At 67.2% G+C, this 15,606-nt stretch carries 14 protein-coding genes; 7 read left to right on the forward strand and 7 right to left on the reverse strand.

Features of this window, described 5'->3' with window-relative positions:
- Positions 1-8: 8 nt before the first annotated feature.
- Positions 9-1,670, reverse strand: a complete 1,662-nt coding sequence (locus tag BST13_RS03830) for an SLC13 family permease (protein WP_083160827.1) — start codon at positions 1,668-1,670, stop codon at positions 9-11.
- Positions 1,671-1,818: 148 nt separating this feature from the next.
- On the opposite strand from BST13_RS03830, the gene gap reads away from it, so the two are divergent.
- From gap to ppc, 7 genes are all read left to right on the forward strand, one after another.
- Entirely contained in the window at positions 1,819-2,841 is a 1,023-nt protein-coding gene (gap, locus tag BST13_RS03835) for a type I glyceraldehyde-3-phosphate dehydrogenase (RefSeq protein ID WP_083160829.1), read from the forward strand.
- A 5-nt stretch (positions 2,842-2,846) separates the two neighbouring features.
- Complete coding sequence (locus BST13_RS03840; protein WP_083160831.1) at positions 2,847-4,070, forward strand: phosphoglycerate kinase; 1,224 nt, start codon at positions 2,847-2,849, stop codon at positions 4,068-4,070.
- Positions 4,071-4,102: 32 nt separating this feature from the next.
- Complete coding sequence (gene tpiA, locus BST13_RS03845; RefSeq protein WP_083160833.1) at positions 4,103-4,888, forward strand: triose-phosphate isomerase; 786 nt, start codon at positions 4,103-4,105, stop codon at positions 4,886-4,888.
- Between the two features lie 44 nt (positions 4,889-4,932).
- The gene (secG, locus tag BST13_RS03850) at positions 4,933-5,166 is read left to right on the forward strand and encodes a preprotein translocase subunit SecG (protein ID WP_083160835.1); all 234 of its coding nucleotides are present in this window, start codon (positions 4,933-4,935) and stop codon (positions 5,164-5,166) included.
- Positions 5,167-5,357: 191 nt separating this feature from the next.
- The gene (locus tag BST13_RS03855; RefSeq protein ID WP_425436981.1) at positions 5,358-5,957 is read left to right on the forward strand and encodes an MspA family porin; all 600 of its coding nucleotides are present in this window, start codon (positions 5,358-5,360) and stop codon (positions 5,955-5,957) included.
- A complete protein-coding gene (locus BST13_RS03860; protein WP_083160837.1) occupies positions 5,954-6,376 on the forward strand; it encodes a hypothetical protein in 423 nt (140 codons plus the stop codon). The genes BST13_RS03855 and BST13_RS03860 overlap by 4 nt, the downstream gene beginning before the upstream one ends.
- A 53-nt stretch (positions 6,377-6,429) precedes the next feature.
- The gene (gene ppc, locus BST13_RS03865; protein ID WP_083160839.1) at positions 6,430-9,219 is read left to right on the forward strand and encodes a phosphoenolpyruvate carboxylase; all 2,790 of its coding nucleotides are present in this window, start codon (positions 6,430-6,432) and stop codon (positions 9,217-9,219) included.
- A 22-nt stretch (positions 9,220-9,241) separates the two neighbouring features.
- On the opposite strand, the gene BST13_RS03870 is transcribed toward ppc, so the two are convergent.
- The 6 genes from BST13_RS03870 to tal form a co-directional block, all read right to left on the reverse strand.
- Positions 9,242-9,616 carry a hypothetical protein gene (locus BST13_RS03870; protein ID WP_064944203.1) on the reverse strand — a complete coding sequence of 125 codons (375 nt, stop codon included), beginning with the start codon at positions 9,614-9,616 and terminating at the stop codon, positions 9,242-9,244.
- A gap of 200 nt (positions 9,617-9,816) precedes the next feature.
- Positions 9,817-11,172, reverse strand: a complete 1,356-nt coding sequence (locus BST13_RS03875) for an FAD-dependent oxidoreductase (protein WP_083160841.1) — start codon at positions 11,170-11,172, stop codon at positions 9,817-9,819.
- A 78-nt stretch (positions 11,173-11,250) separates the two neighbouring features.
- Positions 11,251-11,967 carry a 6-phosphogluconolactonase gene (pgl, locus tag BST13_RS03880; protein WP_083160843.1) on the reverse strand — a complete coding sequence of 239 codons (717 nt, stop codon included), beginning with the start codon at positions 11,965-11,967 and terminating at the stop codon, positions 11,251-11,253.
- Entirely contained in the window at positions 11,960-12,871 is a 912-nt protein-coding gene (opcA, locus tag BST13_RS03885) for a glucose-6-phosphate dehydrogenase assembly protein OpcA (protein ID WP_083160845.1), read from the reverse strand. Before opcA ends, pgl begins: the two co-directional genes overlap by 8 nt.
- Positions 12,872-12,937: 66 nt before the next feature.
- Entirely contained in the window at positions 12,938-14,485 is a 1,548-nt protein-coding gene (zwf, locus tag BST13_RS03890) for a glucose-6-phosphate dehydrogenase (protein ID WP_083160847.1), read from the reverse strand.
- A complete protein-coding gene (tal, locus tag BST13_RS03895) occupies positions 14,482-15,600 on the reverse strand; it encodes a transaldolase (protein ID WP_211296009.1) in 1,119 nt (372 codons plus the stop codon). Before tal ends, zwf begins: the two co-directional genes overlap by 4 nt.
- Between the last annotated feature and the right edge of the window lie 6 nt (positions 15,601-15,606).

The raw sequence follows: 15,606 nt of genomic DNA on the forward strand, positions 1-15,606 counted from the left end.
CGGTACGGCTACACCGACAGCAGCGCCCAGCCGACGCCGAACGCCGTGAGCACCGACACCGCGGTCAGCGGCAGGCCGAAACGCACGAAGGTCGCCGAGCTGTATCCGCCGGGGCGCATGACCATCAGGTTGGACTGGTGGCTGAACGGGTTGAGGAACGTGAACGAGATGCAGGTTCCGACCAGGATCAGCAGCAGTACCGGATTCAGTCCGGTGGAGGTGGCGATGGTCAGCACGACCGGGGTCAGGATCGCCGCGGCGGCGGCGTTGGTGACGACGTTGGTCAGCAGCGTGGTGCCGACCACCACCACGAGCACGACCAGCGGGACGCTGCTGCCCGACAACCGCAGGATCGCGTCGGAGATGTAGCCGCCAAGGCCGCTGTTCACCACGATCGTGCCCAGGCCGATCGATCCGGCGATGATGGCCAGGATGTTCCAGTTCAGCGCCCGGGCCGCGGAGCGGGGCGTGAGCACCCCGGTCAGCACCATCAGCACCGCCCCGGTGACGGCGACGAGTTCGACGGCGGCCAGACCGAGCGACCCGGCGACGATGACCGCGGTCAGGATGGCCAGCGCGATCCAGGTCTTCCCGGTTTGCGGTGCCGTGCCGGTGGCCTGCTGCCACAGCCCGACGAGCGGCTGCTCGGCGAGCGCCTCGGCCGAACTGGCGGTCACCAGGCACAGTTCCCCGGGTTCGGCGTGAGCCTCGCGCAGCAGCTTGTCGGTCTGCGCCGCGACCACCACGATGTCCTCGTCCTCTTCCAGATCGCGCACCGTGGCCTGCTCGTTGTTCGCCACCGCGACGAGGTACAGGCGCTGCGGCGACAACCCGAATCGTGGACTGCCCCAAAGCATTCGGACTCCGTCCTCGGTGCACTTGTAGACCAGCACGTCGTCGGCGGCCAGGACCGAATCGGACGTCACGGCCTTGCCCCACCGGCGGATCTCCAACAGCTGGTATTCCAGTGTGGTGTGCACGCCCAATTCCGCGGCGGTGCGGCCGATGGCATTGGCGTTGCCCGAGACCGGGATCTCCGCACGCCAGGACAGCTCCCGTTCGGCCTCGTCGGCGCGTCCGCGCAGCATCACCGGGGCGGTGACGAGCAGGACGAGCCAGCCGATGATCGCGACCGGCACGGCGACGGGGACGAACGAGAACATCGACAGCGTCACGCCCGACGGCGCGGCCAGCGCGGCGATCAGGAGGTTCGAGCTGGTGCCGATCAGGGTCGCCGAACCGGCCAGGGTGGTGGCGTGCGCGATCGGCAGCAGGACGCCGCGCGCAGGCACCCCGGACTGTTGTTGCAGTTCCTTGGCGGCCGGGATGAGCATCGCGACGATCGGTGTGGTGTTGATCAGCGCCGAGACGAAACCGACCGGAGGGATCAACCTGCGCAGCGCCTGGCCTGCCGTGCTGACACCGGACAGCAACCGGAACGTCACACGTGACACCACCCCGGTGTGCAACACGCCCTTGGCGATGACCAGCATCGCCGCGATCGTGACGACCCCGCCGTTGCTGAGGCCGGCAAACAATTCGTTGGGTGTGGCGATACCCAGCAGTCCGGCCGCCACCAGCGCGCAGATAAGGGCCAATACCGCGGGTGTTCGGCCGGTTGTCATCACGACCAACGTGATGACGATGATCCCCGCAGCGGTCAGTGCCATGCCCAGATTGTCAACCAGTCCGCTCGGCGGCGCGTGACGGCATCCTCGGGGAAGTCCGCGCGCACTGCACTGACCAGCTCGCGCACACTGAGACCGGCACCACTAGGCTGTTGCGCGAGCAGTCCACTGGCGACAAGGGAGAAATCACGTGACCATCCGGGTAGGCGTCAACGGCTTCGGCCGCATTGGCCGCAACTTTTACCGGGCCGTTGCGGCGCAGCAGGCCGAGGGTCAGAACACCGACATCGAGATCGTGGCGGTCAACGACCTCACCGACAACGCCACCCTGGCTCATTTGCTGAAGTTCGACTCGATCCTGGGCCGGCTGGCGCAGGACGTCAGCCTTGAGGGCGACGACACCATCGTCATCGGCGACACGAAGATCAAGTCGCTGGAGGTCAAGGAAGGCCCGGCGGCCCTGCCGTGGGGCGACCTCGGCGTCGACGTCGTCGTCGAGTCCACCGGCATCTTCACCAACGCCGCCAAGGCCAAGGGCCACCTCGACGCGGGGGCCAAGAAGGTCGTCATCTCGGCGCCGGCCACCGACGAGGACATCACCATCGTGATGGGCGTCAACGACGACAAGTACGACGGCAGCCAGAACATCATCTCCAACGCGTCGTGCACCACCAACTGCCTCGGCCCGCTGGCCAAGGTCCTCAACGACGAGTTCGGCATCGTCCGCGGTCTGATGACCACCATCCACGCCTACACCCAGGACCAGAACCTGCAGGACGGCCCGCACAAGGACCTGCGCCGCGCCCGTGCCGCCGCGCTGAACATCGTGCCGACCTCCACCGGTGCCGCCAAGGCCATCGGCCTGGTGCTGCCCGAGCTCAAGGGCAAGCTGGACGGCTACGCCATGCGTGTGCCGGTTCCCACGGGTTCGGTGACCGATCTGACGGCCGATCTGGCCAAGTCCGCCACCGTCGCCGAGATCAACGCCGCGATGAAGGCCGCTGCCGAGGGCCCGCTCAAGGGCATCCTGAAGTACTACGACGCGCCGATCGTGTCGAGCGACATCGTCACCGACCCGCACAGCTCGCTGTTCGACTCGGGTCTGACCAAGGTCATCGACAACCAGGCCAAGGTCGTCTCCTGGTACGACAACGAGTGGGGCTACTCCAACCGCCTCGCCGATCTGGTCGCGCTGGTCGGCAAGTCGCTCTGAGCAAGATGGGCGTCAAGACACTCAAAGATCTGTTGGCCGAGGGTGTGGAAGGGCGCGGAGTTCTGGTCCGCTCGGACCTGAATGTCCCGCTCGACGACCAGGGCAACATCACCGATCCGGGCCGCATCATCGCCTCTGTCCCGACGCTGCAGGCGTTGGCCGAGGCCGGCGCCAAGGTGGTCGTCACCGCCCACCTCGGGCGCCCCAAGGGCGGCCCGGACCCCAAGTTCTCGCTGGCCCCGGTGGCTGTGGCGCTGGGGGAGAAGCTGGGCAGGCACGTGCAGCTGGCCGGTGACGTGGTCGGGACGGACGCACTGGCCCGGGCCGAGGGCCTCACCGACGGCGACGTCCTGCTGCTGGAGAACATCCGCTTCGATCCGCGTGAGACCAGCAAGGACGACACCGAGCGGCTGGCGCTGGCCAAGGAACTCGCCGCCCTCGTTGAGGGCGCCGACGGGTCACCGGGTGCCTTCGTGTCCGACGGCTTCGGTGTGGTGCACCGCAAGCAGGCGTCGGTGTACGACATCGCGACGCTGTTGCCGCATTACGCGGGCACACTCGTGGACGCCGAGGTCAAGGTGCTCGAGCAGCTGACCAGCTCGACCGAACGCCCGTACGCCGTGGTGCTCGGCGGCTCCAAGGTGTCCGACAAGCTCGCGGTCATCGAGAACCTCGCCACCAAAGCCGACAGCCTGATCATCGGTGGCGGCATGTGCTTCACCTTCCTTGCCGCACAAGGCGTTTCGGTCGGAACATCGCTGTGCCAGGAAGAGATGATCGACACCTGCAAGCGCTTGCTGGAAACCTACGCCGACGTCATCCACCTGCCGGTCGACATCGTCGTCGCCGACAAGTTCGCGGCAGACGCCGAGCCTGAGACGGTCGCGTCGGACCGTATCCCGGACGGCAAGATGGGCCTCGACATCGGTCCGGAGTCGGTGAAGCGGTTCACCGCGCTGCTGTCGAACGCCAAGACGGTGTTCTGGAACGGCCCGATGGGTGTGTTCGAGTTCCCGGCATTCGCGGCAGGCACCAAGGGAGTGGCCGAGGCCATCATCGGTGCCACCGCAAAGGGTGCCTTCAGCGTCGTCGGCGGCGGCGACTCGGCCGCGGCCGTGCGTCAGCTCGGTCTGCCCGAGGACGGGTTCTCGCACATCTCCACCGGCGGCGGCGCGTCGCTGGAGTATCTGGAGGGCAAAGCCCTGCCGGGTATCGACATTTTGCAGTAGTTCGTCCCACTGAAAGATCAACGAGGAGACCCGTGGCTCGCAAGCCGCTCATCGCCGGCAACTGGAAGATGAACCTCAATCACTTCGAGGCCATCGCTCTGGTGCAGAAGATCGCATTCGCCTTGCCGGACAAGTACTTTGACAAGGTCGACGTGACCGTCATCCCGCCGTTCACCGATATTCGCAGTGTGCAGACGCTCGTCGACGGTGACAAGCTGCGGCTGACGTACGGCGCCCAGGATCTGTCGCAGCACGACTCCGGTGCCTACACCGGCGACATCAGCGGCGCGTTCCTGGCCAAGCTGGGCTGCAGCTACGTCGTGGTGGGGCACTCCGAGCGACGCACGTACCACCACGAGGACGATGCGCTGGTGGCCGCCAAGGCCGCCGCGGCGTTCAAGCACGGCGTAACCCCGATCGTCTGCATCGGTGAGCAGCTCGAGGTGCGCGAGGCAGGCGACCACGTCGAGTTCAACATCAACTCGCTGCGCGGCTCGCTTGCCGGGCTGTCGAAGGAGCAGATCGGGCAGGTCGTCATCGCCTACGAGCCGGTGTGGGCCATCGGTACGGGCCGGGTGGCCAGCGCAGCCGACGCGCAGGAGGTCTGCAAGGCCATCCGTGACGAACTCGGCAACCTGTCGTCGCCCGAGCTCGCCGCAGGTATTCGGGTGCTCTACGGCGGCTCGGTGAACGCCAAGAACGCCGGTGAGATCGTTGCGCAGCCCGACATCGACGGGGCCCTCGTCGGTGGTGCGTCGCTGGATGGCGAGCAGTTCGCCACCTTGTCGGCCATCGCCGCTGGTGGACCCCTGCCGTAACCCCGGGGCCGGGACCGGCAGCCTGACCAGGTATTCTGGCGGCCATGCAATTGGCGCTGCAGATCATCCTGGTCGTGACCAGTGTGCTGGTCGTGCTGCTGGTCCTGCTGCACCGTGCCAAGGGTGGCGGTCTGTCCACCCTGTTCGGCGGCGGCGTCCAGTCCAGCCTGTCCGGCTCCACGGTGGTCGAGAAGAACCTCGACCGGCTCACGCTGTTCGTCACCGGCATCTGGCTGGTGTCGATCATCGGTGTCGCCCTGCAGATCAAGTACGCCTGACGCTTCGCGCGCACACCTCAGCTCGTCACCACCTCGCCGCGCCAGTCCACCGGTCATCCGCATTCGGGTGCCAGGAAGCACTCAGCACAGCCTCCTAGGATCGCCGTCGGTGCCTGAATCAGTCACCGACCAGACCTTTTTGGGGCTTAGGCGGGGTGTGCGTGATCAGACTTCTCGGCGTCGGCGTGGGCATGGTGGCCCTGCTCTGCCTGGCCGGTGGGGTGGCCGGTGCGGATCCGCTTCCGGTGGCCGACGTCACCCAGTCGGCTGACACCGACGACGGGTGGCATCTGAGCGCATCGCTGACCCGGATGACGATCAACTCGGTGCCGAACATGGCCGCGACCGCGTTCACCCGCGAGGGTTTCGTCACGGGCAAGGCCGCGGCCACCATCGACGGCAACGGCGGCGTTGCCGTCAACTCCGGAACCCTGGTACTCGGGCTTCAATTGGGCTGCCAGATCGACCTCAGCGAGGGCGCCAGCATCGGCGGTGACGCCGACATCGGGATCAACCCCGGCATCAACGGCAACGTGCTGAACGACATCGGCCCGTGTGCGGATCTCGGTGGCAACGTGTCGGTGAACCTGTTGCCCGGCACCATTACCAACGTCGGGCTCGGCAAGAAGGAACTCAAGGGCCGTACCGGGGAGATCGTCGTGCACGATGCGCACGTCAAAGTCGATGCGTGCGGTGGTCCGGTGTCCATCCGGTTCTTCGCCACCGCGATGATCGACACCGACAAATCCGACGACAGCGTCAACGCCTACGGGGACATCCTTTCGCTATGACGGTGCGATGGCTCCGGATGGCGGCACTCGTGCCGTGGGTGGCCGCGACGGTCATCAACATTCCTGTCGCTGAAGCCGACAACTGCACGGGCGCAGGAGATTTCGGTGCGGCAGCCGGCTGCGCGGCACCGGGCGACGGATCCGGGAAGACCGAAAGCTGGCCACCGACATCGGTGGACTGGCCGCCCGATTTCAGCTCCGACTCGGACACCGCAGGCAAGGGCACCGGCCAGGCCGCCGCGACCCCGATCGTACGGCCGACCGGCCAGCCCGCGCCGCATACGAGATCTCCTGCAGGCCAGGGTGATTCGCCCAGCACATCGACAAGTCCGACCCCGATCGGCGCGGCGGGCGGCGCGCCGTCGACGGCAGTCCCGACGTCCACACCGATCGTGGCGCCCACGGCACCCACACCGTAGGCGGGTACCTACCCGTTGTGCGCGCGGCGCGCCGACCCCCGATACTGGGACACATGCCAGAGGCTTCCGACACCACCTTGTTGCCCATCGGTTCGGTGTACCGCACCCAGGTGGGTCGCGAAGCCACCGAGCCCATGCGCGAGGACATCAGGCTGCTGGGCACGATCCTCGGCGACACCGTGCGCGAACAGAACGGCGAGGAGGTGTTCGACCTCATCGAACGTGCCCGGGTGGAATCGTTCCGCGTCCGGCGCTCCGAGATCGACCGAGCGGAGCTGGCCGGACTGTTCGGCGGTATCGATGTCCACCAGGCCATTCCGGTCATCCGGGCGTTCACGCACTTCGCGCTGCTGGCCAACGTGGCCGAGGACATCCACCGGGAACGTCGCCGCGCTGTGCACGTGGCGGCAGGCGAACCCCCGCAGGACAGCAGCCTGGCGGCCACCTACCGCAAGTTGGACTCGGCCGCTCTCGATGCCGCCGCCGTGGCCGACGCGCTGACCGGAGCGCTGGTCTCGCCCGTCATCACCGCACATCCCACCGAAACTCGGCGCCGGACCGTGTTCGACACCCAGCACCGCATCACCGAGTTGATGCGCATGCGGCTGCACGGCCAGACCCGTACCGCCGACGACCGCGATATCGAGGTCGAGCTGCGACGGCACATCCTGACGCTGTGGCAGACGGCGTTGGTGCGGCTGTCCCGGCTGAAGATCTCCGACGAGATCGAAACCGGTCTGCGGTACTACCCGGCGGCCTTCTTCGAGGTCATACCGCAGGTCAACGCTCAGGTGCGCAGCGAGCTGCAGAACCGCTGGCCCGATGCCGGGCTGCTGGAGGTCCCGATCCTGCGGCCGGGCTCGTGGATCGGCGGTGACCGCGACGGCAACCCCAACGTCACACCGGAGATCGTGCGGCTGGCCACCGGCCGGGCCGCGTACACGGCGCTCGCGCACTACTTCACCGAGATCACCGCTCTGGAGGAAGAGCTGTCGCTGTCGGTGCGCCTGGTCCGGGTCAGCCCGGCGCTCACCGCGCTCGCCGACGCGTGCGCCGAGCCGGCCCGCGTCGACGAGCCCTACCGGCGCGCGCTACGCGTGATCCACGCGCGCCTGACAGCCACCGCCGCCGAGATCCTCGACGAGCAGCCCGAACAGGTGCTCGACCTGGGGCTGACCGCGTACCGCACACCCGCGGAGCTGCTCGCCGACCTCGACATCGTCGACGCTTCACTGCGCGGGCACGGGAGCGCCGTGCTGGCCGATGATCGCCTGGCCCGGCTGCGAGAGGCCGTGCGGGTCTTCGGTTTTCATCTGTGCGGCTTGGACATGCGGCAGAACTCGGAGACACACGAGCAGGTGATCGCCGAGCTACTGGCCTGGGCAGGCGTACATCCCGACTACGCGTCGCTGCCAGAGGCCGAGCGGGTCCAACTGCTCGCCGCCGAGGTGGCCACCCGCCGACCCTTGATCGGTGAGGGCGCGCAGCTCTCCGAACTGGCCCGCAAGGAGCTCGGGATCGTCGCCGCGGCGGCCAGGGCGGTCAAAGTGCTCGGCCCGGAGGCGGTGCCCAACTACATCATCTCGATGTGCCAGTCGGTCTCCGACCTGCTGGAGGCCGCGGTGCTCCTGAAAGAGGCTGGGCTGCTGGATGTTTCAGCCGGGTACTGTCCGGTCGGGATCGTGCCGCTGTTCGAGACCATCGACGACCTGCAGCGCGGTTCGACCATCCTGGAGGATGCGCTGGACCTGCCGGTGTACCGGGAGATCGTCACTGCGCGCGAGCAGCAGCAGGAAGTGATGCTCGGCTACTCGGACTCCAACAAGGACGGTGGCTACCTGGCCGCCAACTGGGCGCTGTACCGCGCCGAGCTCGACCTCGTGGAGTCGGCGCGTAAGACCGGAATCCGGTTGCGGCTCTTCCACGGTCGCGGTGGCACCGTCGGCCGCGGCGGCGGTCCCAGCTACGACGCCATCCTCGCGCAGCCTCCCGGCGCGGTGAAGGGATCACTGCGGATCACCGAACAGGGCGAGGTGATCGCGGCCAAGTATGCCGAACCCCGGATCGCACACCGCAACCTGGAGACGCTGCTGGCGGCGACCCTGGAATCGACCCTGCTCGACGTCGAAGGACTCGGCGACGAGGCGGGGCCGGCCTACGCGGTGCTCGACGACCTCGCGGCCCGGGCTCAGCGGGCCTACGCCGAATTGGTGCACGACACACCGGGTTTCGTCGACTACTTCAAGGCGTCCACACCGGTCAGTGAGATCGGCGCGCTCAACATCGGCAGCAGGCCGACCTCTCGCAAGCCGACCACCTCGATCGCCGATCTGCGTGCCATCCCCTGGGTGCTGGCCTGGAGCCAGTCGCGCGTCATGTTGCCGGGCTGGTACGGCACCGGGACGGCGTTCGAGGAATGGATCGCCGAAGGAGACGGGCGACTGGAGGTGCTGCAAGATCTGTACCAGCGCTGGCCGTTCTTCGCGACCGTGCTGTCCAACATGGCCCAGGTGCTCGCCAAGTCCGATATGGGCCTGGCAGCGCGGTATTCAGAACTGGTCGACGACGAGGATCTGCGGGCCCGGGTGTTCGACAAGATCGTCGCCGAACACGAGCGCACCATTCGCATGCACGGGCTGATCACCGGCCAGGACGATCTGCTGGCCGACAACCCGGCGCTGGCCCGCTCGGTGTTCAACCGGTTCCCGTACCTCGAGCCACTCAACCATCTGCAGGTGGAACTGTTGCGGCGCTACCGTTCCGGGGACACCGACGAGTTGGTGCAGCGCGGCATCCTGCTCACCATGAGCGGTCTGGCCACCGCGCTCCGCAACAGCGGTTAGATCGTTGCTGCCGCAACAGCGGCTAGATCCCCGCCGTACGGCGCACCACATCGACCACGCGCCGCACCGCATTCTCGGCTGTGGCCATCGGCGACGCGACAGCCTCGCCGATGTCCACGATGGCTTCGACGCGGTTCACGATGCCTTCGAGCCGCTCGACCATGGCGATCAGCCGCGGGGCCAGTTCGTCGATGCTGGTAATCGTCCGGTTGAACCGCTCGAGGGTGACATCCAAGTCGCCGATCGAGCTGTTGAGGCTGGTCACCGTGGTGTCGAGGTCGGTCAACAGGGCATCGATCTGCTCGACCGTGGCGTCGGCGTTCAGCGCCGCCTGGGTGAGTGTCTTGATCCGCCGGCGCGGCGCGGGGCGGCCCCGGCTGTCGCCTCTGTCTGCCATGACAGTCAGTATGGCCGGTGATGGAACCGAGCCCGGCACCGGTGCGTCTGAACCGGTGTGACGAAATACTGTTCGTACCGCTGGCAACTGAGATGTGAGCGCCCCGACCGGGCGCCGTCCGACTACCTGGCGGGGTACCGGGAAGCGCTGGCCGACGCAGGGCGGGGCCGACCGTCCGACGCCGATGACGTGCGTCGCGGCTAGTCGCGGACCAGCGCGTCGCGTCCGGCGCGGATCATCTCTTCGCGCGCAACCACCTTGACGCGCTCGCGGCCCTGGACCTCGCCGAGGCTGATCTCGTGTGCGTCAAGGCGTTCCCACTCCGCCCAGGTGGTGTAGTCGACCTCCTTGGCCGCGAGATGCTCGAGGATCGCGTCGGGGTCGGTGACGTCCGGAACACGCAGTCCGGGTAGATCGCGCAGCAGGCTGTTGACGGTCTCGGCGGCGTCGGACTTGGTGTGCCCGATGAGCCCGATCGGACCGCGCTTGATCCAGCCCGTGACGTAGGTCGCGTCGATGAGGCCGCCGTCGATGTCGAGCACCCGGCCTGCGTCGTGCGGGATCACCCCGCCATGGTGGTCGAACGGCAGATCCGCCAGGTGCGACGACAGGTAACCCACCGCGCGATACACGGCCTCGACGGGCCAGTCGGTGAATTCACCTGTGCCGCGCACGGTTCCGTCGCCGATCAGCTCGGTACGTTCGGTGCGCAGTCCTTCCACCCGGTCTTCGCCCAGCACTGCGACCGGCGCCTGGCACAGGTGCAGGTGAATGCGGTGCGGCGCGCCGGTCGGTTCCCGCTCCAGGTACTTCATCATGGTGTCGACGACGAGCTTGGTCGACTTGCTGGTGTTGATGGCCCGTTGGCTGGCCTCGTCGATCTCGAAACCCTCGGGATGCACGACGACATCGACGTTGGGCGAGTGCGACAGTTCGCGAAATTCCATGGGGCTGAACTTGATCTGCGCGGGCCCGCGCCGGGCGAACACATGCACATCGGTCGCGGCGTTGGCGGCAAGGCCCTGGTATACGTTGCCGGCGATCTCGGTCGTGAGTTGTTCGTCGGCGGGCTTCGCGAGCATGCGGGCGACGTCAAGCGCGACGTTGCCCGCGCCGAGGACCGCGACGTTCTTCGCGGTGAGCGGCCAGCTGCGCGGCACGTCGGGATGTCCGTCGTACCAGGACACGAAGTCGGCCGCGCCGTAGCTGCCCGGAAGCTCGATACCGGGGATGTCGAGGGCACGGTCGGCGCGCGCACCGGTGGAGAAGATCACCGCGTCGTAGTGCCGGCGCAGATCCGTCAGCGTGAGGTCGGTGCCGTAGTGCACATTGCCGATGAACCTGATCTCGTCGCGCGAGAGCACCCTTCGCAGCGCCTTGATGATCTCCTTGATCCGTGGGTGATCGGGCGCGACGCCGTACCGGACCAGGCCGTAAGGTGCTGGGAGACGGTCGAATACGTCGACGCGCGCGTGCCCGTACTCCTTGGTCAGGATGTCCGCGGCATAGATTCCCGCGGGACCTGCACCGATAACCGCTATCTGGATCGTCCTCATAACCGCCTCACGTATTAGGTGAGGCAAGCCTAAGTTATCACCAGGTATACCGGGCAAGTCCTCCGCGGGAGATCCGTGTCACAGACTCGGCAGCTTGGACGCGGCCTGCTCGTCGAGCAGCCACACCGTGCGCTCACGGCCGATCGCACCGGCCGCAGGCACGTCGACCGGTGCGGCCCCGCCCACTGCGGCGGCCACCGCTTCGGCCTTCTCGGCGCCGGCCACCACAAGCCAGACCTCGCGGGCGCGGTGTATCGCGGGCAAGGTCAGCGTGATACGTCGGGGCGGCGGCTTGGGGGAGTCGGTCACCGCGACCACCAACCGCTCGGTCTCCTTCACCGCAGCGGTGTCGGGGAACAACGAGTTGATGTGTCCATCGCCGCCCATCCCGAGCAGATGCACGTCGAACTCCGCGGGCAGCACCTCGGCGTATGCCGCGGCGGCATCGTCGATCGCGTCGCCGAATTCGCCGTCACTGGTGGCCATCCGGTGCACATTGGCCGGGGGTATGTTGACCGACTCCAGCAGGGCGTCGTGCGCCTGCTGGTCATTGCGGTCGGCGTCGCCGGCCGGTACGAAGCGGTCGTCGCCCCAGAACAGCTGCACCTTGGACCAGTCGATCTCCGCCCCGGCGACGTGGCGCAGCATCGCGATCCCGACGGTGCCGCCGGTCAGCACGATGGACGCCTCGTCGCGGGCTGCGATGGCCGATGTGATCGCCCCGACCAGTCGGGCTCCCGCGGCAGCCGCCAATTGCTCTGCGTCGACGTAGGTTTCGATCACGCGCTCAGGCATATGTCACCTTCTCGATTCCCTGGAGCGCTTCGAAGTAGATCTCGTCGTCGTCGAGGCGGCGCATGTCCTCGGCAAGGCAATCACGAGTCTCCCTGCGAGCCAACGGAATCTGAGCATCGGGCCGACCGGTGCGGGACAGTGTCGCGGTGACGCCCGCCTGCGGCCGGGCCAGCGTGATGGTCTCACTGGCCCGGTTGAGCTCCACCTTCAGCTCGCCGACGGCCCGCGTCACCGGACCGTCGATGCGGCTGGCCAGCCAGCCCGCCATGATGTCAAGTGCCGGTTCGTCTTTCAGCCCGGACACCAGCGCCGACGTGATCGGCTCGTAGGGTCCCTGATCCACTGCCGCGGTCAACAGTGCCCGCCAGTACGTCACCCGGCTCCAGGCCAGGTCGGTGTCACCAGTGCTGTAGCCTGCCAGCCGGCTCTTGATGCACGCCAGCGGATTCTCGCCGTTGGTGGCGTCGGTGATCCGGCGGATTGCCAACTTGCCCAACGGATCCTGTGACGGAACCTTCGGAGCCAGATCTGGCCACCACGTCACCACCGGAGTGTCGGGCAGCAGGAACGGGGTCACCACACTGCTGGCATGGTTGGCCAACGGCCCGGAGAGTCGCAACACCACCACCTCGTTGGCGCCCGCGTCGCGGCCCACCCGCAGCTGGGCATCCAGCCGAGCCTCGGTGGCGAACCGGTCACCCGGGATGACCACGATGACGCGGCAGGGATGCTCGCGGCTGGCGGCATTGGCCGCCTCGATGGATTCTTCGAGCAGCGATTCGTTGTTCGGTGCGACGACGAGCGTCAGCACGCGGCCGAGCGTGATGGCCCCGCCCTCTTCACGCAGCGCGACGATCTTCTTGTTGATGGCACCGGTGTTGGTGTCGGGCAGATCGAGAATCATCGCAGTCCTCGGTTCTTCATCGACGGCTCCTCGCCCGAGGGCTCGTCGCAGCGCGAGCGGTCATCACTAGGGTCGCCTCCATTCCCGGCCGGACCGGCGCAACATCTCGAACGCGGAGTCCGGGCCCCACGTCCCGGCTTCGTACGGGTCGGGCTTACCGTGCGTGGCCCAGTACTCCAGCGCCGGATCGAGGATCTTCCACGACAATTCGACCTCGGCATTGACCGGGAACAGCGATGGCTCACCGAGCAGCACGTCGAGGATCAGCCGCTCGTAGGCCTCCGGCGATTCCTCGGCGAATGCCGAACCGTAGGAGAAGTCCATGCTGACATCGCGCACTTCCATGATGTGGCCCGGAACCTTGGATCCGAACCGCAGCGTGATGCCCTCGTCGGGCTGCACCCGGATCACCAGTGCGTTCTGGCCGAGCTCATCGGTCATGCTGGCATCGAACGGGAGGTGCGGCGCCCGCTTGAACACCAGCGCGATCTCGGTGACCCTGCGGCCCAACCGTTTTCCGGTGCGGAGATAGAACGGCACGCCGGCCCAGCGGCGGGTGTCCACCTCCAGGGTGATGGCCGCGAACGTCTCGGTCGTCGAGGTCTGCGAGAAGCCCTCTTCGTCGAGCAGGCCGACGACCTTCTCGCCGCCCTGCCAACCGCCGACGTACTGACCGCGCGAGGTGGTCTCGTCGAGCGGCTCGACCAGCTTGGTCGCCGAGAGCACCTTGATCTTCTCGGCCTGCAGTTCGGCGGGGGAGAAGCTCACCGGCTCCTCCAGCGCGGTCAACGCGAGCAGCTGCAGCAGATGGTTCTGGATCACGTCGCGGGCCGCGCCCACACCGTCGTAGTAGCCGCCGCGCCCACCGAGGCCGATGTCCTCGGCCATGGTGATCTGCACGCTGTCCACATAGTGCGAGTTCCACACCGGTTCGAACAGCTCGTTGGCGAAGCGCAGCGCCAGGATGTTCTGCACCGTCTCCTTGCCCAGGTAGTGGTCGATGCGGAACACCGACGACTCCGGGAAGACGCTGTTGACGACGCTGTTGAGTTCCTCGGCGCTCTTGAGGTCATGGCCGAACGGCTTCTCGATGACCACCCGGCTCCAGCTGCAGTCCGGCTTCTCGGCCAGGCCGCTGCGGGAGAGCTGCTCGCACACCTGCGGGAACGCCTTCGGCGGGATGGACAGGTAGAACGCGTGATTGCCGCTGGTGCCGCGCTCCTCGTCGAGCTTGTTCAGGGTCTCCTTCAGCCGATCGAAGGACGCGTCGTCGTCGAACGTGCCCTGGACGAACCGGAAACCCTCCGCCAGCCGGTCCCAGACCTCCTGGTGGAACGGAGTGCGGGCGTGCTGCCGGACCGCGTCGTAGACGATCTTGCTGAAGTCCTCGTCCGCCCAGTCGCGGCGGGCGAAGCCCACCAGGGCGAAGTTCGGCGGCAGCAGACCGCGGTTGGCCAGGTCATAGATCGCCGGCATCAGCTTCTTGCGGGCCAGGTCGCCGGTGACGCCGAAGATCACCACTGCACACGGCCCGGCGATCCTGGGCATGCGCTTGTCACGTTTGTCCCGCAGCGGGTTGACCCAGTCTGCCGGACGCCTGTTGGTTTCGGTCATTTCTTTGCGGCGTCGAGCTGGCCCTGGGTTGCGTCGAGCAGTTCTTGCCACGACTTCTCGAACTTGTCCACGCCCTCGTCCTCGAGAAGCTTGAACACGTCGGGCAGATCGATGCCGATCGCGGCGAGCTTGTCGAAGGTCTCCTGCGAGGCCGCGGCCGTGCCGGAGATGGTGTCGCCGGTGACGACACCGTGGTCGGCGACGGCCTCGATGGTCTTCTCCGGCATGGTGTTCACGGTGTTCGGGGCCACCAACTCGGTGACGTAGAGCGTGTCGGAGTAGTCCGGGTTCTTCACGCCGGTCGAGGCCCACAGCGGCCGCTGCACGCGCGCACCGTCAGCCTTGAGGGCGGCAAAGCGGTCGCCGCCGAACACCTCTTCGTAGGCGGCGTAGGCGAGCCGGGCGTTGGCGACCCCGGCCTGACCGCGCAGCGCCAGCGCGTCGGCGGACCCGAGCTTCTCCAGCCGGGCGTCGATCTCGGTGTCCACCCGGGACACGAAAAACGATGCGACGGAATGGATCTTCGACAGGTCGTGGCCGGCTTCACGGGCCTTCTCCAGACCCTGAAGGTAGGCGTCCATGACGGCCCGGTGACGCTCCACCGAAAAGATCAGCGTGACGTTCACCGAGATGCCCTCGGCGATCACGGCGGTGATGGCGGGCAGGCCGGCCAGCGTCGCGGGGATCTTGATCAGCACGTTGGGCCGGTCGACGATCTTCCACAGCTCGATGGCCTGCAGGATCGTTTTGTCGGTGTCGTGCGCCAGTCGCGGGTCGACCTCGATGGACACCCGGCCGTCGATGCCGTCGGTGGCCTCGTAGGTCTTGGCCAGCACGTCGCACGCGTTGCGGACGTCGTCGGTGGTGACGGTACGGATGGTGGCATCGACGTCGGCGCCGCGCTCGGCGAGCTCCTTGACCTGCGCGTCGTAGGCCGTGCCCTTGGACAGAGCGGCCTGGAAGATCGACGGGTTCGTGGTGACGCCGACGACGCTGCGGGTGTTGATCAGGTCCGTGAGGTTGCCTGATTGCAGCCGCTCACGCGACAGGTCGTCGAGCCACACGGATACGCCCGCGGCACTCAGCGCCGCGAGATTCGGGTTCTGAGTCATGATTCGCTT

The sequence above is a fragment of the Mycobacterium aquaticum genome, assembly GCF_002086485.1.
GTDB classification, from domain to species: domain Bacteria; phylum Actinomycetota; class Actinomycetes; order Mycobacteriales; family Mycobacteriaceae; genus Mycobacterium; species Mycobacterium aquaticum.

Bases quoted from the DNA above. Each gene is read 5' to 3' on its own strand.
- BST13_RS03830 (WP_083160827.1), bottom strand. From the start codon at position 1,670: ATGGCACTGACCGCTGCGGGGATCATCGTCATCACGTTGGTCGTGATG.
- BST13_RS03840 (WP_083160831.1), top strand. From the start codon at position 2,847: ATGGGCGTCAAGACACTCAAAGATCTGTTGGCCGAGGGTGTGGAAGGG.
- secG (WP_083160835.1), top strand. From the start codon at position 4,933: ATGCAATTGGCGCTGCAGATCATCCTGGTCGTGACCAGTGTGCTGGTC.
- BST13_RS03855 (WP_425436981.1), top strand. From the start codon at position 5,358: ATGGTGGCCCTGCTCTGCCTGGCCGGTGGGGTGGCCGGTGCGGATCCG.
- BST13_RS03860 (WP_083160837.1), top strand. From the start codon at position 5,954: ATGACGGTGCGATGGCTCCGGATGGCGGCACTCGTGCCGTGGGTGGCC.
- ppc (WP_083160839.1), top strand. From the start codon at position 6,430: ATGCCAGAGGCTTCCGACACCACCTTGTTGCCCATCGGTTCGGTGTAC.
- BST13_RS03870 (WP_064944203.1), bottom strand. From the start codon at position 9,616: ATGGCAGACAGAGGCGACAGCCGGGGCCGCCCCGCGCCGCGCCGGCGG.
- BST13_RS03875 (WP_083160841.1), bottom strand. From the start codon at position 11,172: ATGAGGACGATCCAGATAGCGGTTATCGGTGCAGGTCCCGCGGGAATC.
- pgl (WP_083160843.1), bottom strand. From the start codon at position 11,967: ATGCCTGAGCGCGTGATCGAAACCTACGTCGACGCAGAGCAATTGGCG.
- opcA (WP_083160845.1), bottom strand. From the start codon at position 12,871: ATGATTCTCGATCTGCCCGACACCAACACCGGTGCCATCAACAAGAAG.
- zwf (WP_083160847.1), bottom strand. From the start codon at position 14,485: ATGACCGAAACCAACAGGCGTCCGGCAGACTGGGTCAACCCGCTGCGG.